This is a genomic window from Oceanidesulfovibrio marinus (assembly GCF_013085545.1).
GTDB lineage: Bacteria > Desulfobacterota > Desulfovibrionia > Desulfovibrionales > Desulfovibrionaceae > Oceanidesulfovibrio > Oceanidesulfovibrio marinus.
The window spans coordinates 2,736,769-2,757,521 of the sequence record NZ_CP039543.1 but is presented as its reverse complement, the minus strand read 5'-3'; the positions used below and the strand labels follow the sequence as shown (position 1 = coordinate 2,757,521).

Genomic DNA, 20,753 nt, shown 5'->3' with positions numbered 1-20,753 from the left:
CGCATTCCTTCTTGCTGGTTCCAACAAGGAAAGAGCGAGAAGGATGCCAAGATCAGACTAAATGAAAAGCGTGTGCGGGCAGTGGGTTATGTGGCGGAGAAAGGCGTCTGGCAGGGGCAGCCCTGTCAGCATTTTTTACACCTCGTCAAGGGAGTGGATCGTTCAGGAGGCGATCTCGGCCAGGTGGCTGGAAAGCGACTGGCGATAGGATTCCACCGCGCCGTCAGAGCCCATCACCATGTCGAGCTGGCGGGTATGCATGGTGAGGAAGCCGAGGGCCGCGAGACGCGAGACCATGGTCTCGGCCCGGCGGTTGTCCATGCGCGCACGGACGGCGTCGAAGTTGCGTACGGTGTCGAAGCCGAGATCGTCCAACAGCGAGGCCACGAGAGCCGCGCGGGACTCCCGCCTGTGCTGATCGGCCGCGCCGCCGGCAAAACGGAAGCTGATGTAGTTCTCGCGCGTGCGCTCGCCCACCAGTGCCTCTACCGTGGCGAAGTGGAAGCCGAAACGCGACTGGGCGCTCATGAAGTCCCTGGCCACCATGAAGTAGTTCTGCACGGCGTAGGCCGAGGGCATGGATGGCTCAAGGTTCGTGTTGAGCAGAGCCTCGTGGAAGATGGAGGCAAGGCCCTTCGTCTCTACGGCCGGCGGGCCGGCCCAGGGCACGGCGGTCATGCCGCGCCAGAACGCCTGGAAGGGCAGGGAGTCGATGTCCTCCACGCGGACCGTGTTGTTGTGGGTCTTGTCGTGGAAGGAGTCGCCCAGGTCGATGACCTTGAACTGGGAGCTCTTGCCACCGGCCAGGAGCCGGGCCGCGCGCTCGGGAAAGGGCGTGTCCTCGCCGAAATCGAACATGGCGAGCAGGGCGCGCTCGTGGCAGAATCGGAAAATATCGTGCATTGTCTGGCAGTTGCGTGCGGCAAATGCGTCGGACTGCGGGTCGAGCAGGGTGAGCCGGACGATGTGCGGCATCACGGCAAGGAGCATGGTGTGCACGGCCGAGCCGCGCATGAGGTTCGTGCGGGGCGCCGTGCGGGTCAGGCGTTCCTCCACGCGGCCGTCCAGCAGCACCATGGAGTCGGCGTCCACGGTGACCTCATCGCCGGGCGTGAGCCGGCGCATGGCGTCCACCATGCCGAAGAGTGCGGGCTTGTCCAGCTCGCGGGCCACGCTGGCCAGGTGCCCGGCCGCGCCGCCTTCCTCTGCTACGATGGCCGACGCCTCGGCCAGGGCGGGGGCGAAACGCGGCAGTGGCCGCTTGACCACGATCACGGCGCCGGCAGGCATGGTGAGCATGTCGGCCTCGCGCTCGATGCGATGCACCGGGCCGGCCGCCACACCAGGGCTGGCGGCGATGCCGCGGCCCAGCTCCCTGTGCGGTTCGGACTCTGATAAGGGCTGCAGCTCCCGGCGGGAGTCCGGCAGAGGCAGCTCCAGCTCGAAGGCGGAGACCTCGCGGTCAATGGCCGCCGGCAAGGGGCGCGACTGCAGCACAACGATGGCGCCGTCATCGGTTCCGGCCCATTCCATATCCTGCGGCTCGCCGAAGTGGCGCTCCAGCCGCATGACCAGATCGAAAATTTGTTTGGCCGTGGCCAGGTCGATGGAGGAGCGGCTTGCCAGGGAGGGATCCAGCTCCTCGCGGCAGACCCCCTCGTCCTCGAAGCAGACGGTGCGCTGGTGCTTGGCCGCGATGTCGTGCTCCAGCACGTCGCCGCTCTCGCGGTCCAGGGCGATGAAGTCCGCGGCGTCCGCGCCGTCCACGATCTGCTTGGGCAGGCCAAAGACGGAGTAGACGAGCGCGGAGTCGGCGCGCACGCCCAGGGGATCGCGGGAGTAGGCCACGCCGCCGGCCTCGGGCTCCACCATCTGCAGAACGCCTACGCACATCACGGCGCTCTCCTCGGGGATGCCCTTGGTCAGACGGTAGCTGATGGCCTCCAGGCTGTAGGTGGAGGCCACGACCTCCTTGTAGACGCGGGTCAGGGAGTCCACGCTCACATTGACGGCGGAGCGGTGCTGCCCGGCAAAGGATGCGCCGGTCTGGTCCTCGCCCAGGGCGCTGGAGCGGACCACGAGCCGCGGCGCGGCGCCGAGGCGTTGGGCCAGGCCCTCGCACGCCTCGCATATGGCGGTCTCCAGCGCGGGGGGCAGGGGTGATTCCAGCACCAGGGCCTGCAGCTCCAGGGCCAGGGTCATGCGGGAGGTGAGCTCGTCGCTCTTGGCCTGCATGCGGCGGTTGATTTCCTCGCGCAGGCCGGAGGCGGCCATGAACTCCTCGCATGCCGCTGCCGTGATGACGAAGCCGTCCGGCACCTGCATGCCCAGCACGTTCCTGGCCTCGCCCAGGCGGGCCATCTTCGGCCCCACCTGGTCCACATCCTGCTTGGTCACGGCGTCCATGGTCAGGATGCGCGGACCGGGCAGAACGTTGTCCTTGGCGTGGTGCGGCGCAAGGATGGCGTCTACCTCGCCCCGGATGGCGTCGAAGCGCTCCCGCAGCGTGGTCTGGCGCTCGCCCGTGATGGCTTCGAGATGTTTGATGGAGCGGTAGGCCAGGGTGGTGATGCGTGCGGCGGCCGCCCGAACGGCCTGGCCGCCGAAAGGACGCACGCCTCGTGCGAGGTCCTCCAGGCGGCCGATGTGCTCCAGGGCCTCATTGTTGCCCGAGAGCAGCAGCTTGAAGTTGTGATGGCGAGCCCTGAACCTTTGACGCAACGCTTCCAGCTCCTTTTCTCCAAGGGGTTCTTGATGCTGCTTCCGGGCGCGCATCCAGGAAAGGAACGGGACGAACAAGTTGGTCATAGAGTTCAGGGCTCGCACAATTCAGAGCAATTCAGGGCTTAGGTTTCCTTCTTGGCGGACTTTGTCATGGTCAGGCCGATGCCCTCGAAGAGCTCGAAGATGGCAAAGCCGTACCACACCGTATAGATCACGTAGAAGATCAGGGCGAAAGCCAGGATGGCGACGCGCTCGGTGGCCGGCGTGGGGTTCACGCCGTAGTAGTTGTACGACACTTCCACAGCCTTCGTCTTCACCTCGTCGATGATCTTCGAGGTGTCAAAGCGCTTCTGCAGCAGGAACTTCTTCGACGCGGTGGAGGCGTACATCCACCACGCATACAGAGCGGCCTTGGGCTCGATGCCGTATGCGTTCTGAAGGACCTCGCCGTTGTTGGCGAACATGGCCTCAGAGTCGCTCAGCATGCGGTCGAGCAGGGGGTTGATCTCGCCGCGCACGGTGAGGATGCCGTCAGCATAGGTGGCTTCCTGGCCCGTCGCATTGATGATGGTGGCGACGTTTTTGCCCACGCCTTCCGAGAGCTTGAGCTCCTGATCCGCAGACTTGGTCTCGAAGCCGGCAAGGCTGGTGCGAACCACGGCAAAGTGGCTGGCCGACGCCTTGGAGATGGAGTTGAACAATCCGTCCGCGGCGTGGAAGGCGTTGGTGCCTCCAAAGAGCGGCATGAACATGATGACCAGTATTGCCGCGAACGAGAGGGTCATAGTCAAACCGAAGGCGAACTTCTTCTTGTTCTTGATAAGCATGATCAGGCCTCCGCACGGAGCTTGGAGATGTTACGGAAGAACACGCTGAACACCCAGATGGCGAAGAGCCCCACCACGATAAAGAACGTGACGTTGCCGACCTGGGTGATGACCGCCGCCGTGGACTTGGACATGCTGATGTACTCCAGATCCACGAGCTTGGAGGGCAGGGCGAACAGCCGGTTCACGAAGCCCGCCATGATGGCGATGGCGTAGAAGCCGCGGATGTAGATGCCCTTGACCAGCTTTGTGGCCAGCGCGCCGATCTGGATGCCCACCAGGGAGCCCAGCAGCATGCCCATGGCCAGGGTGTAGAAGATGAAGCCGTAAATGGCGTACTGGGTGATGGACGCGAAGCCAGCGGTGAAGATGATCTGCAGGATGTCCGTACCCACGGTGGTGAAGGAGGAGACGCCCAGGACGTAGACGAACATGGGGAAGGTGAGGAAGCCGCCGCCCACGCCCATGATGGCGGCCACGAAGCCCACGAACGCGCCGCACAGCGCCACGTAGATCGCGGGGATTTTCTTGCCACCGGGGGTCAGGTCCTCGTCAAAGGTGATCATGGGAGGAATGCGGGAGCCCTGCAGGATGGCCGGCAGGCTCTTCTTCGTATTGGCCTCGCCCTTGCCGCCGTGGCCGTGTGCGTCGCCATGCTCGCCGCGGCGATAGGAGCGGATGAAGTCCGTCATCGCATATATGCCGAGGAAGCCCAGCAGGATGACGTAGACAAAGCTGATGAACGAGTCGGAGAGCATGGGGTCGAACTCGTAGATGGCGCGGTTTATTATACCGCCGCCGAGCACGCCGCCGATGGAGCCCACCAGGAAGGCGATGGCCAGGCTGACCGAGACGTTGCCCAGCTTTTTGTGCGCCACGGTGCCCATGATGGCCTTGGCGAAGATGTGGAAGAGGTCCGTGCCCACGGCGAGGATGCCCTTGATGCCCGCGCTCATGAGGGCCGGCGCGATGATGAAGCCTCCGCCGGCGCCGATGCATCCGGTGATGAGGCCGGCGCACAGGCCGATGGCGATGGAGACGCCGAAGATGGCGGGCGTGTAGTACGCCGGGCTGTATGCGTGTTTGCCGCCCAGGATGGACGGCATGTCCTGCCCGCCGGCCAGGACGTAGCCAGTGAAGAGCAGCAGCGGCAAGGTCACCGCGAGGATGATGATCATCCGCTTTCTGCTGCTGAGGATGTTCATGGAGGCCTCGAACTCCCAGCGCGCCTGGGCGCGTGCAGCCTCCCGCATGAACCCATAGGTCTGGCGAAGCATCTTTCTCATGGTTTCTTTCCTTTGGTTGTTACCGGGTTGCAGAACCGTTTATTTTATGGCGGAGCCGATTCCCTCAGCGAGACGCTTTCGCTCCGCGGCATCGAGCAGCTTGTCGTAGAGAGCATCCAGGTCGATGGGCTTGAGGCAGTAGTCGAAGGCGCCCATCTCCAGGCCGGCCAGCGCGCTGTCCGTATCCACATGGCCGGTGAGGAAGATGACCTCCGTATCCGGCGCGAGCTCCTTGATGGCGCGGAATGTGTCCACGCCGTCCATCCCGGGCATGCGCATGTCCAGCACCACCACGTCGGCCAGCCGCTCTTCCAGGGCGGCCAGGCCCTTGGGGCCGGAGTTGGCCGTGCGCACGTCCAGGCCGCGCTTGCCCAGACGCTTTTTCAGGATGTCGGAAAAGGGGACCTCGTCGTCGATGATCAGGACGTCGAGCGTCTTGTCGGGACTCATTGCGTTGCCCTCGCTTTGCATGCGGCCTTCGTGATCTTGTGGAAGAGCACGTCGAGATCGCAGGGTTTGAGGAGGTAGTCGCTGGCGCCCAGGGTCACGCCCTCGCGCGCGGCCTGCTCCGAGCCGTGGCCGGTGAGCATGATGACCGGGGTTTCCGGAGCCACGATGCGCACCGTCTTGAGCACGTCCAGACCGCTCATCTCCTCCATTTTCAGGTCCAGAACCATCACGTCGTACTCATACTTGCGCATCAGCCGCAGCGCCTCCGCGCCGGAAAGCACGGGCGTTACCTCCACCCCGCGGCGCGTCAGCCGTTTGGTCAGCACGTTCACGAAGCTCTCCTCGTCGTCGACCAGGATCAGCCGGATGGGGCGTGTCGCATTCTCTGCGTTCATCGCGTCCCTCCTTTCGGTTGGTTCAGACTGAAGGAGCTCACGGCGGATTCGGGAGTCCGGGGGATGCGGATGCGGAACTCGGCGCCTTGACCCACCGCACTGTTCACGGTGATGTCGCCGTTCATGTTCTTGATGAGGCCGTAGCAGACCGCGAGCCCCAGGCCGGTGCCCCGGCCCACGGGCTTGGTGGTGAAAAAGGGGTCGAAGATTTTGGGCAGCACGGACTCCGGAATGCCCGGCCCGGTGTCGCGGATTTCGATCTCCACCACGGAGTCCAGGGTGCGCGAGGCTATGGACAGCTTGCCGCCGGTTTCCTCCATGGCGTCGAGGCTGTTGTTGATGAGGTTCAGCAGGATCTGCTGCATCTCCGTGACAGACGCCTGGATGTGCGGCGGCAAGGGCGAGAGCCTGGTCTCGATATGCACGTTGGCGTAGCGGGCCTTGGAGGCCACGAGCTCCACGGTCTCCAGGATCAGGCTGTTCACGTCCAGGGCGCAGCGTTCCGGCTCGGTCTTGCGCGCAAAGGACAGGAGCTTCTGGGTGATGTCCTTGCAGCGGTTGCCCTGGGTGCGGATCTGGTTCACGGCGCGCTGGATCTCCTGCACGTCACCCGGTTCGCCCTCGGGCGCATCCTCCAGGATGTCCTGAATCCAGCCGGCCTCCTCCACCATGACGGCCACGGGGTTGTTGATCTCGTGGGCGATGCCGGCGGCCATCTCGCCCAGGGAGGCCATCTTGGAGGCGTGCACCACCTGCTCGTTCATCTTTTCCTTGTCCGCATCGAGCTTGGCGATATAGGCCACCACCCGCCGCGTGAGCAGGATGGCCGTGACGATGATGCCCAGGGAGCCGAGGGCCAGCACCGAGAGGACGATGAGCCGGGCCTGGTAGAGGTCGCGGAAGGCGTCGGCCGCGATCTGCTCGTAAATCATCACCCAGTCGCCCTGCTTGAGCGTGGCCAGCACGTACACGGCGTCGGCGTTGGTTTCGCAGGAGTGTCCTTCCGTAAATACGAGGGTCGGCCCTACGGCGTGGTCGGCCGGCAGGGACTCGCGCATGAGCTCCAGCAGGAGCTCCTTGCACTGGGAGAAATCGGAGCGCGGCTGAGTCTGGAAATCGCCGGCGCGGTTGACGATGAAGGCGTGGCCGGTCTCGCCGATGCGGATGTTTTCCACGAGGCGGGTGAAGGCTTCGAAATCAACGGTCGCGCGCAGAATGTAGCGGCGGCCGCCCCATTCCCGGCTGGCGGCCACGATGAAATGCGGCTGGTTGCGGATGCCCATGAACATGTCGCTGATGAAGTGGTCGTTCTCCATGGCCTTCTTGAACCACTCCGCCTTGGCGTACTGGGCGTTGCCCAGCTGGAACGGCCCGGCGTACGCCTCCAGGCTGCCGGCGTCGTTCACCAGGCCGATGTCCACGAACACCCGGCCGTACTGGGTGTGCAGCGTGTACAGCAGCTCCTTGAGGAAATCGTTGCGGCGGAGATCTTCCAGCGGGCAGGCGTCCATGAGCGTCTTGATGGAGGCGAGGCGTTCGGCCAGGTGCGAGTCCACGATGTCGCGGTGCTTGCTCACCAGCTCTTCGAGGTGGGCGATGGTCTTGCCCCGATAGGCCGTGTGGAACAGGTGCGCGAAGACGCCGCCGACCACGATGAGCGGCGTGAGCGAGACGAAGATGATCAGCAGGCTGATCTTTTTCGATAGCGTGGAGCTCAGCGAGGGCGTGGTCACGAACGAACACTCCATGGTCGGAAGTATGGGGGACGTCGGACATTCCGGCCTCCCTCGACCCTGTAAAAGGCAAGGGATATGCCAACGCGAAAGGAGTGTGTGAAATATATAACAAGCTGGAATCAGGACCGAAAATGGAGGTGGCTCTTCAGCGGCAGCCAGGCGGGGCGGGAAGTGGCGTCAGCTTCTTTTACAGTACGTAAAAGCAACAGATTGCCGGAGCAGGATGGAGGCGGGGAAACAGGGATCGCTATTCCGCAGGTCGCGGAACGATCAGCGAAGCCCCGGAGTGGGGCGCAGAAAAAGAGATGTGCGGCAGGAGGTTACGACCGGTCTACATTAGTGGACAAGCCAGGAGCGAGTCGGCGGGAAACGGCCGGTGCGGCAGCCGGGCTGGCAAGTTATGAACAAATTGTTTCAGATAGACTGTGCCAAAACCACATCGGCAAGGCGCATGGGAAGCTCAAGGCCGACGCATATTCGGCAATACGTGAGGGTCTGAACGTTTCGCGCAGCGCAGCCGGTGAGGGAGTCGGGCTGCCTGTCAGGAGCCCGGACCGGTCACCTTGGCGCTCAACGCCAGGCGGTGCTTGTCTATCTTGGCCAGCAGCGTGGGCCGGGTGAGCCCCAGGAGCTTGGCCGCGCGGGTCTTGTTGCCGTCGGTCATCTCCAGGGCGCTCTGGATGAGCAGCGAGGACATGGCGTCCATGGCGTTCTCGTATGGCTTTTCCGCCTGCGAGGAGAGCAGGGCGTTCTGCACCCAGCGCTTCATCGCGTCCCGGGGCGCAGCCTCGGCAGTGCCTTTGGCCGCCGGATGGCGCAGGGAGGACTCCACCTCCTTGCCACTGAGCGGCGCGCCCTTGCTGAAGATGATGGCCTTCTGCAGGCAGTTGGAGAGTTCGCGCACGTTGCCCGGCCAGGGGTAGCGCAGCAGGGCGGACTCGGCTTCCTGCGTCAGCCCCGGATTGGAGAGGTCCATTTCCTGGGCGTGCAGGCTGAGGAAGTGCCGCGCCAGCAGGGGGATGTCGTCGTGCCGCTCCCGCAGCGGCGGCAGCATCAGGGTAACGACCTTGAGCCGGAAGTAGAGGTCCTCGCGGAAGGTGCCTTCCCGCACGGCCTTTTCCAGGTCACGGTTGGTGGCGGCGATGATGCGCACATCCACGGGTATGGCCTCGCCCCCGCCCAGGCGTTCGATGGTCTTTTCCTGCAACAGGCGCAGGATTTTGGCCTGGATGGCCAAGGGCATGTCCCCGATCTCGTCCAGGAACACGGTGCCGCGCTGGGCCAGCTCGATCTTGCCGATGCGGCGGGAGGACGCGCCGGTGAAGGCGCCTTTCTCGTAGCCGAAGAGCTCGCTCTCCAGCAGGGTCTCCGGGATGGCCACGCAGTTGATGACGCTGAAGGGCTTGTTGGCGCGGGAGCTGTACTGGTAGATGGCGCGCGCCACCAGCTCCTTGCCCGTGCCGGACTCGCCGCGGACGAGCACCGTGGCGTCCGTGGGCGCGACCCGGCCGATGGACTTGTATACCTCCTGCATGGCGGCGGAGCGGCCCAGCACCGCGTCCATGCTGGCGCGTGGCTCCATGCCGGCCTTCTCGGCCATGTCCCTGCGCCGCTCTCCGGCTTCCAGCGCCTTCTCGATGAGGTCGAGCATGGTGGGGATGTCGAAGGGCTTGAGCACATAATCATAGGCCCCGAGCTTGGTGGCCTCCACGGCGGTTTCCATGGTGCCAAAGGCGGTCATCACGATGACCTGGGGCGTGGGCTCCAGCTCGCGCAGCCGGCTGAAAGTCTCCAGGCCGTCCATGCCGGGCAGCCGGACGTCCTGGATCACCAGGTCCACGCCGCCTTGTCCGGCCCGCTCCAGGCATTGCTCGCCCGAGGCGGCCGTCTCCACCACGTATCCGCGGTCCGCCAGCAGCTTGCTGAAGCTGCGTCTCAGCTGCGCGTCGTCGTCTACAATAAGTATGGTGCTCATGCCGATTGCTCCATTCTGGGCAGGCCGATGACAAAGGTGGCGCCGCGGCCCGGTTCCGAGGTGGCGTGCAGCCAGCCGCCGTGCTCCTCCACAATGCGCTTGGAGATGGCCAGGCCGAGGCCGGTGCCGTCCTCCTTGGTGCTGGTGAAGGGCTCGAAAAGCTTGGCCTGGACGTTGGGCGGCAGGCCCGGCCCGGTGTCGGTCACGCGGATGATGTCCACCCGGCCGTAGGGCTCGATCACGCCTTCCTCCTCGTCAATGGTGATGGAGCCGCCCTCGCCCATGGCCTCCATGGCGTTGATGATAAGGTTGACCAGGACCTCCTTGAGCTGGTCCGGGTCGCCCAGCACGAGCTGCAGCGGCGCCTCGCGGTTCACGGTCACGTCGATGCGCATGGAGTCTACCTTGTGGCGCAGAAGCTGGAGCGCCTGATCCACCACGGCCGAAGGGCTGACCGGCTGCGGCTTCAGCTTGGGCGGGCGGGAGAACTCCAGGAAGTTCTTGAGGATGGTGTCGATGAAGTCGATCTCCTCGCCGATGACCTCAAGGTCCTCGCGCGTCTCCGTGGTCAGCGGCAGGCTGCGCTCCAGAGTGAAGAGGCGCATCTTTACGGACGTCAGCGGATTGCGCACGCTGTGCGCCACGCCGGCGGCGAGACGGCCGATGGTCGCCAGCTTCTCGGCCTGGAGCAGATCCTCCCGGCTCTTGGCCAGCTTGTCCTGCGCCTGGCCCACGTCCTTGAGCAGGAGCTGGATACGGTCGCCCAGGTACTCCACCTCGTCCGCCACGGACGCTTCCTTGGCCGTCTTGTCCGCGCTGTTGGAGAGCACGTCCGTGAGCCGGTGGATGGGGGCCAGCACCCGGCGGATAATGATGATGGCCAGCAGCAGGCCCAGGATGGCGGCCGCCGGAATGGCCGACCATGCCAGCCAGCTCAGCAGCCGGAACTGGTCGCGGTACTCGGCGATGAGCGTGGTGATGTTCTGCTTCTGTTGCTGCTTGAACTTGCTGCAGAGGGAGTTGACCTCGAAGAACCGCTTGCGCGCATCGGCATGCAGGCGCACGCCGCGCTCGCGCTGCCCTTCCATGAACAGGTTGATGACCCGCTCCTTGAGCACGGAGTAGCGGACATACTCCCGCTCGATGGCGAAGAGCATGTTCCGCTCGTCCTCGGTGCGCGCCATGTCGAAGGAGGCGCGCCACCATGTCTCGAAGTCTTCTTTGGACTTGGCCAGCAGCTCCAGCCAGCTCTCGTCGCCGTCTATGAAGTAGTAGCTCACGTAGCCGCGCTGGGAGAGCAGGGCGCGTTGCATCTCCTGGGCCGCGTCCAGGGCTTCGGCCCCTTGCTCCATGGTGCGGGCGAACAGGGACTGCGTGCGCTGCACGTACCACAAGGTGACCAGGGCGCCGGTGAGGTTCACCGCCACCAGGATGCCGAGCAGGATGAAGATGCGACTCCGCAGGCCGAGAATACGCATCGGAAAAACCCCGTGCTGTAAGTGTGCGGTACGGGACGCCGTGGGCCATACCGCGGACGATACCGCGCCAATACCGTAGGCGATATCGTGGACGGACCATACCGTGAACTTTGACGAACGCCTAGCCCGCAGTCATGTTCGCGCCGTGTTGTGCTGCGGCCTGTTTGTTGCCTGCTTCCGGCGATGGCAATGCCAAGGTCCGGCTGCAGGCGCGAGGGGAAAAGCAACGACCGTGCCACGCGGGCAGGCGCTATTATATAGGAAGGGAGACGTCGGTGATTGTGGGTGGCGAGGTCTTGCGGCCGGAGACAGGGGTGTGTGCGGGCTGGTTCCGGAGCGTGCTCGGGGCGGCGCATCTGACCGCACGCCACCCCGGACTGATGGGTACGGCGGCGCTACTTCTTCTTCATTTCCTGGCCGCAGCAGGACAACGGCACGGTGCACGCGCCTTGCTCGCCGGGCTTGCAGGAGCAGGATTTTTCCACTTTCAGGGTCAGACCGCACTGTTCGCATTGATACACGTCACCGGACTTCATTTCGTGGCAATGGGCCATGGTGATTCTCCTTGGTTTGCGGCCATGCAGCCGACATGGTCGTGTGGTTCAGTCCGCACGGATATGCGGAGGATATTGGGCCACCATACCACGCTGCCGCTGTGCCCGCCATGGTGAGAACGAGGAAAACGGGTGCGGGTCTGGACGTTATCAATGTGTCATATAGTAAAAATTGATACATTCGCTCCAGGACCATCAGGACTATGAATTTTTTCCACCCATTGCCGGGTGCTATAGTTCGCGGAATTTCAACCCTGCACCGCAAGGAGAAAAGCCATGGCGGAATCGGCATACAAGGAGATGTGGGAGAAGCTGAACCTCGACATCGATGCGCACGAGGGCCTGCTTGAGGTCCTGGGCAAGTTCTACGGCGACATCTACCTGTCCCAGCAAGGGCGTCTGCAAGGCGCCGAGTACCTGGACTTCGTGCTCTCCGAGGTGCACGGCCTGCGCATAAAAGAGCTGCAGGACGCCAAGGCCCAGGGGCGTAAGATCATCGGCAGCTTCTGCGTGTTCGTGCCCGAGGAGCTGACCCTGGCAGCCGACGCCGTGCATGTGGGGTTGTGCTCCGGCGCCGATGCCGGCACCGAGATGGCCGAGACCATGGTGCCGCGCAACACCTGCGCGCTGATCAAATCCTTCGTGGGTTTCAAGCTTGCCAAGATCTGCCCGTTTACGGAAAGCTGCGACGTCGTCGTGGGCGAGACCACCTGCGACGGCAAGAAGAAGGCGTACGAGGCCTTTGCCGAGCACGTGAACATGTATATTATGGAGGTGCCGCAGCAGAAGAACGCCTGCGACCACGACTTGTTGCGCGCCGAGATGAAGCGCTACATGGAGGAGCTGGAGAAGCTCACCGGCAAGACCATCGGCGTGGACGACATCAAGAAGGGCATTGCCATCGCCAACGGCAAGCGCAAGGCCATCCAGGGGCTCAACGCCCTGCGCAAGGCCGATCCCGCGCCCATCTCCGGCCGCGACGCCCTGCTCATCAACCAGATCAGCTTCTACGACGACCCGGTGCGCTTCACCGCCAAGATCAACGAGCTCTGCGACGAGATTGAAGCGCGCATCGAGAAGGGCGAGGGCGTTGCGCCCAAGGGCACGCCACGGCTCCTGCTCGCCGGCTGTCCCATGGCCGTGCCCAACTGGAAGCTGCCCTACATTGTGGAAGGCTCCGGCGCCGTTGTGGTGGGCGAGGAGTCGTGCATCGGCAGCCGCAACATCCGCGACCTGGTGGACGAGGACGCGACAGCCAAGGCCACCACGGTGGACGAGCTGTTGGACCTGCTGACCGACCGCTACATGAAGATCGACTGCGCCTGCTTCACGCCCAACGACGAGCGCCTGGACAACATCGCGGACATGGCCGAGGAGCTGGGCGCACAGGGCGTGATCCACTACGCGCTGCTGTTCTGCCAGCCCTACTCCCACGAAGCCTTCAAGGTGGACAAAACCCTGCAGGCCAAGGGCGTGCCCATGCTGGCTATCGAGACCGACTACGGCATGGAGGACGTGGAGCAGCTCAAGACGCGCATCGAAGCCTTTGTGGAGACGCTGGAATCGTGAGCGGCCTGTTCGCGGGCATCGATATCGGCTCGCGCTCCATAGAGCTTATTCTGCTCGAAGACGGCGGGGTCGTTCGCAGCGGGCGTCTGCCCACCACGTTCGACCCCGCCGCCCAATGCCGCACGCTGCTGGACGGTGTGCGGCCGAAGCGGCTGGTGGCCACGGGCTACGGCCGCAGCCTGATGGAGAAGCTGGCCGGGGAGCTGGCTCCCGGTCTGGACGTGCAGACCGTCACCGAGATCAAGGCCCACGCCCTGGGGGCGCATCACCGTTTTCCCGAGGCGCGCACCGTGCTGGACATCGGCGGGCAGGACACCAAGGCCATCGCCCTGCTGCCCGGCGGCAAGGTGGGGAAGTTCGAGATGAACGACCGCTGCGCGGCCGGCACGGGCAAGTTCCTGGAGTACACGGCCGGGGTGTTCCAGATTCCGGTGGAGGAGTTCGGGACCTACGCCCTGCAAGGCGATGCCGCGCCGGACATCACCAGCATGTGCACGGTCTTTGCGGAGACCGAGGCCACCTCGCTGATGGCGCAGGGGGAGAAGCCGCAGAACATCGCCCTGGGCCTGCACGAGGCCATTGTCAAACGCACCGCGAACATGCTCTCGCGGGTGGGCTTGCAGTTCCCGGTGGTGTTTGCCGGCGGCGTTGCCCACAATCCCTGCGTGCGGGAGCTGCTCTCCAGAAAGCTGAACGCCCGCCTGGGCGAGGAGCTGCTCGTCTCGGACGATCCGGACATGAACGGCGCCTTGGGCGCAGCGCTCTGGGCTGCGCGGCAGAGCTAGGGAAGAATCGAAAAGCCCTTTCCCTGGCCGGATTGCAGAGAAAGGCGCGACGGTGCAACGCCGTTGCCGGGTGCCTGTTCAGGCAACCATTCATGGTTGTTGACTAATTTTGATATGGAAGTCGGCGCAGGGGCGTCTGGCGCGCATTGGATGCGGCAGATGGGTGCGCTGCAAGGGCATGCGCTCCGGTTCCGAGACGTACGGAATCCGTATGTAGCGCATGCGTTTCGGGCGGCCCCCTTTGCATCGGGGGCACGCGTGGGGCGCGCCTACTCCCCGAGCAGGATCTCGCGGATTTTCTGCTCCTTGTGCCCGACGACCACTTCGTCCCCGATAACGAGCGTGGGGAAGGATATCGCCGGGTTATAGCCTTTGAGCTCGCGCATCCTTTCGTTGCGATCCTCGCCGGCCAGGCGGTCTACGTACAGGGTGTCGAAATCGACGCCCAGGGAGATGAGCAGTTCCTTGACCTTTGCGCAGTGCATGCACGTGCTGAGTGCGAAAAGCAGGGGCTTGGACATGGCGTCTCCAATGTTCAGGACCAAGAGGGGAAAGGTGACGGGGGATCTGTACCGCGCCGGTCCTGTATCAGGACCCGGTGTGCGGACCTTTCCAATTATTCTTTATACACGATTTCGTGACCGACGCCCAACTCGACAGCTGTTGTTGAATTCTGACCGAGCGGGTGCAGGTGCTCCTTGGGCGTTCACGACGTTCGTCACTCCATATAGTGGCAGCCTTTGCTTTCCGGATTGCGCAAGGCGCTGTTCGCCACGATGTAGGCGGCGTAGCTGCTGTGGAAGATGTCCACGAGCGGCTTGGACAACGGCGTGCGCTTGTAGAACTCGGTGAGATTGCCGTAGAGGCTGCGCAGCTCTTCCACGGCCCGTTTCAGCCGTTGCCGGGTGCGGGTTATGCCCACGTAGTTCCACATGGTGCTCTGGATTACGCCCCAGTCCTGCGCCAGCAGGGCCGGGTCCGGCTCTTCGGGGATTGCCGGCTCGCTCCAGTCCGCGATGTCATCCAGCAGCCTGCGTATGGCAGCGCGCCTGTGGGAGAGCTGTTTGGCAATGTGCACGCCGGCGGACTCGCCCCAGAGCACACCCTCCAGCAGCGAGGTGCTGGCCAGCCGGTTGGCTCCGTGCAGGCCGGTGCAACTGCACTCGCCCACGGCGTAGAGCCCGTTGATGTCGGTGCGGCCGTACGAGTCGCAGACAACGCCGCCGCACTGGTAGTGCGCGGCCGGAACCACCGGGATCTGGTCGCGGGTAATATCCAGCCCGAGCTCCAGACATTTCTTGTGGATGGTGGGGAAGCGCTGCGTCAGGTCGCAGGTCATCTCGCTGCAATCCAGAAAGACGCAGGGGTCGCCGGAGCGGTGCATCTCGTCCACAATGGCGCGGGAGACCACGTCGCGCGGGGCCAGCTCGCCGCGGGGATCGTAGCGCAGCACGAAGCGCTCGCCCGACCCGTTGCGCAGCAGCGCCCCTTCGCCGCGCATGGCCTCGGTGATGAGGAAGCGGCGGCGGCTCTTGTGGTACAGCGCCGTGGGATGGAACTGGACGTACTCCACGTTCATCAGCCGGGCGCCGGCGCGGTGGGCCATGGTCAGGCCGGAGCCGCGCGCACAACGCGCGTTGGTGGAGTGCAGGAATATGCGGCCCATGCCGCCGGTGGCCAGCACGGTGAACTCTGCGAGCACGGTCTCCATGTGTTGGGCCGACTCGTTGAACACGTACGCGCCGAGGCACTGGTTCAGCCGCTGGTAGCGGTTGGTCAGGGATCGCGCGTGGTGCTGGCTGGTGATGAGATCCACGGCCGTGCGCCGGCTGAGGACGCGGATATTGGGGTGCGCCTCCACGGCCAGGATGAGGCGCTCCATGATGGCCCGGCCCGTGTAGTCGGCGCAGTGCAGCACCCGGTGGATGCTGTGGCCGCCTTCGCGCGTCAGGTCGTACTCCTCGTCTTTGTCCATACCCTGGGTGGCGAAGCGCACGCCGATGCGGTCCATGAGCACGCGCTCCACGGCGCCTGCGCCCTTGGTGGCCAGGTAGCGGACGGCCTTGTCGTAGGAGTGGTAGCAGCCGGCCTTCTTGATGTCCCGCATGAGCAGCGCCGGGGAGTCCTCCTGCCCGGTATAGACGATGCCGCCCTGGGCGTAGACCGTGTTGCCGTCGTCAAGCCGCGGGCCCGTGGTCAGCAGGATGACCTCGAAGCCCTGGTCCGCGATGTTCAGTGCGCAGGACGCGCCGGCGATGCCGGAGCCGATGACAAGGGCGTGGGCGAGGTGTCGCGTTCTCGACATGCGCTAGGCGTCTCTGCGGCTCAGTGTCGAGCTCGCATCTGGAGATTCTCCACAGGACGTACGGCGCGACTCCGGCACTTGATTCCGGAGCGCACCGTACGGTTCCTGAAGTGCGGCATGCTTAGGCATGCGCGCATACCGTTTCCCTAGAGCAGCCACGCTGGGTATCCGGTAAAGAGAAAAAGCCGCAGGCGTTGGCGCGGGTGTTGTTGCGCCGGCCCGAAACATAGAGACCGCCGGAGTCCTCCACCGAGTACTCGGTCACCACGCCGTTGGTCACCAGCAGATCCAGGGCGCCGAGACAGCGCGTCCGGAAGCCGTGGGAGCTGGTGCTGCGCATACCGCACAGCTCGCTCAGGGTGGCGAAGTTGGAGGAGAAGCCGGCAGGGATGATCCAGAGCACGCCGTGCAGCCATTTGGCCAGGCCGTTGGCGCCCATGGCGCGGCGTTCCTGCATCAGCAGATCCAGCCCGCGCATGGAGCGGATGGAGTCGGCGAAGTCGCTGTTGACCTCCACCAGGCTCGCGCCTGCTCCCTCGTCCAGCAGGGCGCGGTTCACCAGTCGGGTCATATAGCGGTAGCCGTCGCCCTCGATGCCGATGGTGCACTCCTGCAGCCGGGCCAGGCTTTCGCACACGCGTTTGCGGGTGGCCGCGTCGTTGCGCTTGCCCAGCGTCCTGACGAGCTGGGCGTGCTCGGTCCAGGCGCCGCGCCTGCGGGAGCTGCCCGCCGCGGCGGTGCAGTGCAGCAGCACGTCGAGATCGAACTGGTCAAGGGGCGCGCCGCTGTATGTGTAGCGTTTGCTCCGGGACAGGCTGGCGAGCGGAGCCTCGCGGACCAGCTCGCGGTGTCCGGTTCCGGCGCTGAACAGGCTGGAGACAAAGTAGCGTATGGGCTTTTGCACGTTGAAGGAGACGGGCGACGTCTCGAAGAAGTCCTGGCTGTTCAGAGCCAGAGGGCCGACGGCAGCGGTATCTTCCGGATCGTGGAACGGTAAAAACGTGCTGAACATGGCTCTTTCCTCATTGTTGGACTGCCGGCGCCGATGCGACGTCGGCAAGTTCCTCGCAGATCTGGACAAAAACGGCGTCCATGGCGGGCAACGCTGCCAGACGCTCCGCCAGCGCCGTCGGGGGCATGTCCTTTTCGTTGCACGAGGCTCTGCCGATGCCTTCGTAAAAGGCTGGCTGCCGGTTGTGCAGAAATTCCAGGAATCGTTCGCCGCGCACGAAAAGCCCCCGGCGCAGAAACGTGCTGGCAAGCTCGCGTGCGAGAAAGTTGAACAGACGCACATGGACGAAGCACTCGGGACCGCTTGTGGTCTCCACGTCGTCCGGCGCGTTCAGGGAAATGCCTTCGCGCATGGGCGCGTAGTAGCCGCCGCGGCGCATGGTGGCGCCGACAACGCCGGGCATGGCCGCGGAAAAGGCGAGATGGTCGTCCGGGTTCACGATGGCCGTGTCGAGGTCGTCCACGGGCTTGCCATTCAGGAAAATCGTCTGGATGCGGATCTGGGTGTAGTCGCCGCAGACTCCCATCTGCATGCAGAGGAACTCGCGCACGGAGCAGCCCGACTCGCAGATGACCAGGAAGCCGCCCTGGAGCAGGAGCTCGAAGTCCTGCGGACGCCTAGTCTGCAGCGCAACGCGGGCCACGCTGTCGGACGCAAGGGCGTCGCCGGGCGGGAGGGGGGTGTCGAGAAGGGGCATGCGCATTGGCTCGAACCCCTCAATTGGGCTGTTTAATGGGGAAGGGGCCCCGACGGTCCCTTCCCCATGTGGAGGATGGAGGGCTGAATAAGGCGGATGTTCTGATCCAGCGCCTCGACGGGTACGCTTTTTGGAACGCCATGCTGGCGAGCGTCTCTTCGAGTCTGCTCGTCCTTCTGAGGAGGCACTTGCCGGACGCAATGGCGACGTCCGTGGTCAGTTGCAAGCCGAGCATGGCGTTGATGCCGTCGATCCTGGCCGCAAAAGTCGTGGGCAGATCGAAATGTGTATCGGCGTTCAGGCCCGATCCCGGGAGGACGCATGCCGCGTTACGTACGGGCCGCATTATGGCGCAGCCACGATAGCCACCAAACGTGGCCGCGCCGATGCCCCCCTGACCTTTTTGCGGATATGCCTGGGATTCGCCGCAAAATGTGTCGTGGTTTTCGCCCACATCGATGCACATGGTCTGTTTCATGTCAGTTACTCATGTCGCGATGCTGCGCGTCTCCACCGTGTTCGCCTGTCTGCTGCCGGCTGCCTAGTCCTTCAAAAGCCCGTGGAGCATGCGCATGTGGGAGCGTTCTTCCTCGATGCATTTCTGGACCATGGGTTTTTCGGAGTCCGGGACGAGTTCTTTCATTTCCAGGAAGAAGAGCAGTGTATCTTTTTCGAAGGCGAGGGCGATGTTCACGGCGGTGACCATGTCGCTGGCTTCGGAGGCCAGGCGTTCTGCGATGCCGCCGCTGAACAGGGCGTGTGAGTCGATGAGCGCTTCGAGGTACTCCTGGTACTCATTGGCATTGGAGTAGGCCGGCATTTCGATTTCGCCGAGGCGGTTTTTGAGGGCCTGGAAGATCGCCTCGTGCTTGGCCTCTTCGCCGGCCATGAAGGTGAAGAGATCACGGGCGGCCTGTGCCGAGGCGGCATTGGCCACGTTGCGGTAGAAGGCCTGGCCTTTTCGTTCTATTTCCACGGCGGCCTGGGCCACCTCGTTGGCTTTGAAGAACTTCATGTGCGTTCCTTTTCTCGCGCTGGCTTACAGCTCGTTGGGAAGTTCGCCCAGCTCGGCCGCGGTGAAGACAGGGCCGTCCACACAGACATACTTGTCGCCGATGTTGCAGCGGCCACAGATGCCCACGCCGCATTTCATGCGTTTTTCCAGGGTGGTGATGATCTGGGTGTCCTCGAACTTGAGCTTTTTGAGCGCCTGCATGGTGAACTTGATCATGATGGGCGGGCCGCAGGTGACGGCCACGGTGTTCTCGGCGCTGGGCTCCATTTCCAGGAGCACGTTGGGGATGAGTCCCACGGTGTGCTCCCAGCCTTCGGACGGGTTGTCAATGGTGAGCACGGTATTGAGGTCCTTGCGCTCCAGCCATTCGGGCAGCTCGTACTGGAAGGCCATGTCCTGCGGGCTGCGCGCGCCGTAGAGCAGGGAGATGTCGCCGTAGTCGGCGCGGTTGTCGAGCATGAAGAGCATGAGGGTGCGCAAGGGGGCCATGCCGATGCCGCCGCCGATGAAGACGATGTTCTTCCCTTTCATGGACTCGTAGGGGAAGTAGTTGCCCAGGGGGGCGCGCACGCCGATCTTGTCGCCGGCCGAGAGCTGGTGGAGCTTGCTGGTGAGCTCGCCCACGCGCATGACGCTGAACTGGAGGTACTCTTTGCGGGTTGGCGGCGAGTTGATGACAAAGGTGGACTCGCCCACGCCGAAGACGGAGAGCTGTCCGACCTGTCCGGGCTCGTAGGTGAACTCCCGCATTTTTTCCTCGTCGTCGAGGATCACGCGGAAGGTTTTGATATTCGGGGTCTCCTGGATGACCTCCTGAATGGTGGCGATCTCCGGGAGATACAGGTTTTTCTCAGGCATGTTCGTCATCATCGGTGGCGTCCTCTAACTGGCCTTGGTTTCTGCGGCAGCGGTCTCGATGGCGCGCTGGACGATCTCGCGGATGTCCACGCTGACCGGACAGCTCTTGATGCACCGGCCGCAGCCGCAACAGGCGATGAGCCCGTCATGCAGGCCGGGGTAGTAGCTGAACTTGTGACCGACGCGGTTCTTCAGGCGGTGGGCCTTGGTGGGCCTGGGGTTGTGGCCGCTGCCCTCCAGGGTGAAGAGGTAGGACATGCAGTTGTCCCAGGAGCGCACGCGGTGGCCCTGCGAGCCGCAGGTCTCGTCCGTGATGTTGAAGCAGTAGCAGGTGGGGCAGAGGTAGGTGCAGGCCCCGCAGCTGATGCACTTGGCCGAGACGTCCTCCCAGAACTCCATGTTGTCGAAGAGCGCCAGCAGGGCTCCGCGGGCCTCGCTCACGTCCACGGCCTCGCCGAGCTGTTCGCGGGCGTCCTTCTTCATCTGGGCCGCGGCGTCCTGCTGCTCTTTGGATGCGTCGGCGAGCAGGGAGGAGGTCAGCAGGCCTTCGCCCTTTTCCGTAACGGGTTCGAGCACATAGCCCGCGTCCACGGGCACGGCGAGCACGTCGCTGCCGCGGGAATCCGCCGGGCCTTCGCCTGTCCAGTGGCAGAAGCAGGTGTTGGCGGTTTCCTTGCAGACCTGGGAGATGAAGGCCGTCTTCTCGCGCCGGGATTCGTAATAGATGTCGGCGCCGTAGACGTTGTCGAAGATGGTGAAGCCGCGTGCGTCGCAGGGGCGGCAGCCAAAGACCACGGTGGGCTGGGCGTTGATGGTGGGCTGCACGCTCACGTCCACCTTCTCGGGCTCGTCCTCGTGCTTCTGGTAGCTGAAGGTAAGCAGGGGCTCGCTGGCCGGGAAGACCGCGTTCTTGGGCGGCACCGTGGCCTGCTTTTCGAGCTCCAGCGGCGTATCGGAGCCGGCCTCGCGCGGGCGGAAGACGATGGAGCCGTTCTCCACCACCGGAACCAGCACGCGGTTGTCCGCGGCGAGCCCGTCGAGCCAGGCGGTGAGCTTGTCTGCGGGAATGTATTTGGAATTCATGGAA

General features: G+C 64.1%; 19 protein-coding genes. 2 read left to right on the top strand and 17 right to left on the bottom strand.

From position 1 onward, the window contains the following. Positions 1 to 162 precede the first annotated feature (162 nt). From E8L03_RS12180 to E8L03_RS12140, 9 genes are all read right to left on the bottom strand, one after another. Positions 163 to 2,808, bottom strand: a complete 2,646-nt coding sequence (locus tag E8L03_RS12180; protein WP_171267497.1) for a PEP/pyruvate-binding domain-containing protein — start codon at positions 2,806 to 2,808, stop codon at positions 163 to 165. A gap of 38 nt (positions 2,809 to 2,846) precedes the next feature. After that, positions 2,847 to 3,551, bottom strand: coding sequence for a hypothetical protein (locus E8L03_RS12175; protein ID WP_144307051.1), 705 nt, complete (start codon positions 3,549 to 3,551; stop codon positions 2,847 to 2,849). 2 nt (positions 3,552 to 3,553) lie between these two features. Continuing rightward, positions 3,554 to 4,837 carry a sulfite exporter TauE/SafE family protein gene (locus tag E8L03_RS12170; protein WP_235896732.1) on the bottom strand — a complete coding sequence of 428 codons (1,284 nt, stop codon included), beginning with the start codon at positions 4,835 to 4,837 and terminating at the stop codon, positions 3,554 to 3,556. A gap of 39 nt (positions 4,838 to 4,876) precedes the next feature. Further along, entirely contained in the window at positions 4,877 to 5,287 is a 411-nt protein-coding gene (locus tag E8L03_RS12165; protein WP_144307050.1) for a response regulator, read from the bottom strand. Continuing rightward, a complete protein-coding gene (locus tag E8L03_RS12160) occupies positions 5,284 to 5,682 on the bottom strand; it encodes a response regulator (protein ID WP_144307049.1) in 399 nt (132 codons plus the stop codon). Before E8L03_RS12160 ends, E8L03_RS12165 begins: the two co-directional genes overlap by 4 nt. Further along, positions 5,679 to 7,415, bottom strand: coding sequence for a sensor histidine kinase (locus tag E8L03_RS12155; protein ID WP_167512635.1), 1,737 nt, complete (start codon positions 7,413 to 7,415; stop codon positions 5,679 to 5,681). The genes E8L03_RS12160 and E8L03_RS12155 overlap by 4 nt, the downstream gene beginning before the upstream one ends. Before the next feature lie 544 nt (positions 7,416 to 7,959). Then, positions 7,960 to 9,393, bottom strand: coding sequence for a sigma-54-dependent transcriptional regulator (locus E8L03_RS12150; protein ID WP_171267496.1), 1,434 nt, complete (start codon positions 9,391 to 9,393; stop codon positions 7,960 to 7,962). Beyond that, positions 9,390 to 10,871 (bottom strand): sensor histidine kinase, encoded by a 1,482-nt coding sequence (locus E8L03_RS12145; protein WP_144307046.1) that lies wholly within the window; start codon positions 10,869 to 10,871, stop codon positions 9,390 to 9,392. The genes E8L03_RS12150 and E8L03_RS12145 overlap by 4 nt, the downstream gene beginning before the upstream one ends. Positions 10,872 to 11,266: 395 nt before the next feature. Next, positions 11,267 to 11,425, bottom strand: a complete 159-nt coding sequence (locus E8L03_RS12140; protein WP_167512634.1) for a hypothetical protein — start codon at positions 11,423 to 11,425, stop codon at positions 11,267 to 11,269. Positions 11,426 to 11,701: 276 nt separating this feature from the next. Between E8L03_RS12140 and E8L03_RS12135 the strand changes: the two genes are divergently transcribed. Continuing rightward, on the top strand, positions 11,702 to 12,994 hold the full coding sequence (locus E8L03_RS12135; RefSeq protein WP_171267495.1) for a double-cubane-cluster-containing anaerobic reductase: 1,293 nt from the start codon (positions 11,702 to 11,704) through the stop codon (positions 12,992 to 12,994). 5 nt (positions 12,995 to 12,999) lie between these two features. After that, positions 13,000 to 13,779, top strand: a complete 780-nt coding sequence (locus E8L03_RS12130; protein ID WP_144307121.1) for an acyl-CoA dehydratase activase — start codon at positions 13,000 to 13,002, stop codon at positions 13,777 to 13,779. 269 nt (positions 13,780 to 14,048) lie between these two features. Here the strand turns inward: E8L03_RS12130 and E8L03_RS12125 are convergent, their stop codons facing one another. From E8L03_RS12125 to E8L03_RS12090, 8 genes are all read right to left on the bottom strand, one after another. After that, a complete protein-coding gene (locus E8L03_RS12125) occupies positions 14,049 to 14,300 on the bottom strand; it encodes a glutaredoxin family protein (protein WP_144307044.1) in 252 nt (83 codons plus the stop codon). A gap of 197 nt (positions 14,301 to 14,497) precedes the next feature. Further along, positions 14,498 to 16,084: an L-aspartate oxidase gene (nadB, locus tag E8L03_RS12120; RefSeq protein WP_144307043.1), complete on the bottom strand. Its 1,587-nt coding sequence runs from the start codon at positions 16,082 to 16,084 to the stop codon at positions 14,498 to 14,500. A gap of 121 nt (positions 16,085 to 16,205) precedes the next feature. Beyond that, positions 16,206 to 17,096, bottom strand: a complete 891-nt coding sequence (locus E8L03_RS12115; RefSeq protein WP_171267494.1) for a hypothetical protein — start codon at positions 17,094 to 17,096, stop codon at positions 16,206 to 16,208. Positions 17,097 to 17,106: 10 nt separating this feature from the next. Then, positions 17,107 to 17,799 (bottom strand): hypothetical protein, encoded by a 693-nt coding sequence (locus E8L03_RS12110; RefSeq protein WP_144307041.1) that lies wholly within the window; start codon positions 17,797 to 17,799, stop codon positions 17,107 to 17,109. Positions 17,800 to 17,812: 13 nt separating this feature from the next. Further along, on the bottom strand, positions 17,813 to 18,271 hold the full coding sequence (locus E8L03_RS12105; RefSeq protein WP_144307040.1) for a hypothetical protein: 459 nt from the start codon (positions 18,269 to 18,271) through the stop codon (positions 17,813 to 17,815). Between the two features lie 63 nt (positions 18,272 to 18,334). Then, positions 18,335 to 18,808: a ferritin-like domain-containing protein gene (locus E8L03_RS12100; protein WP_171266952.1), complete on the bottom strand. Its 474-nt coding sequence runs from the start codon at positions 18,806 to 18,808 to the stop codon at positions 18,335 to 18,337. Between the two features lie 24 nt (positions 18,809 to 18,832). Continuing rightward, a complete protein-coding gene (locus E8L03_RS12095; protein WP_144307513.1) occupies positions 18,833 to 19,675 on the bottom strand; it encodes an FAD/NAD(P)-binding protein in 843 nt (280 codons plus the stop codon). Positions 19,676 to 19,690: 15 nt separating this feature from the next. Continuing rightward, positions 19,691 to 20,749, bottom strand: coding sequence for a 4Fe-4S dicluster domain-containing protein (locus E8L03_RS12090; RefSeq protein ID WP_171266951.1), 1,059 nt, complete (start codon positions 20,747 to 20,749; stop codon positions 19,691 to 19,693). Between the last annotated feature and the right edge of the window lie 4 nt (positions 20,750 to 20,753).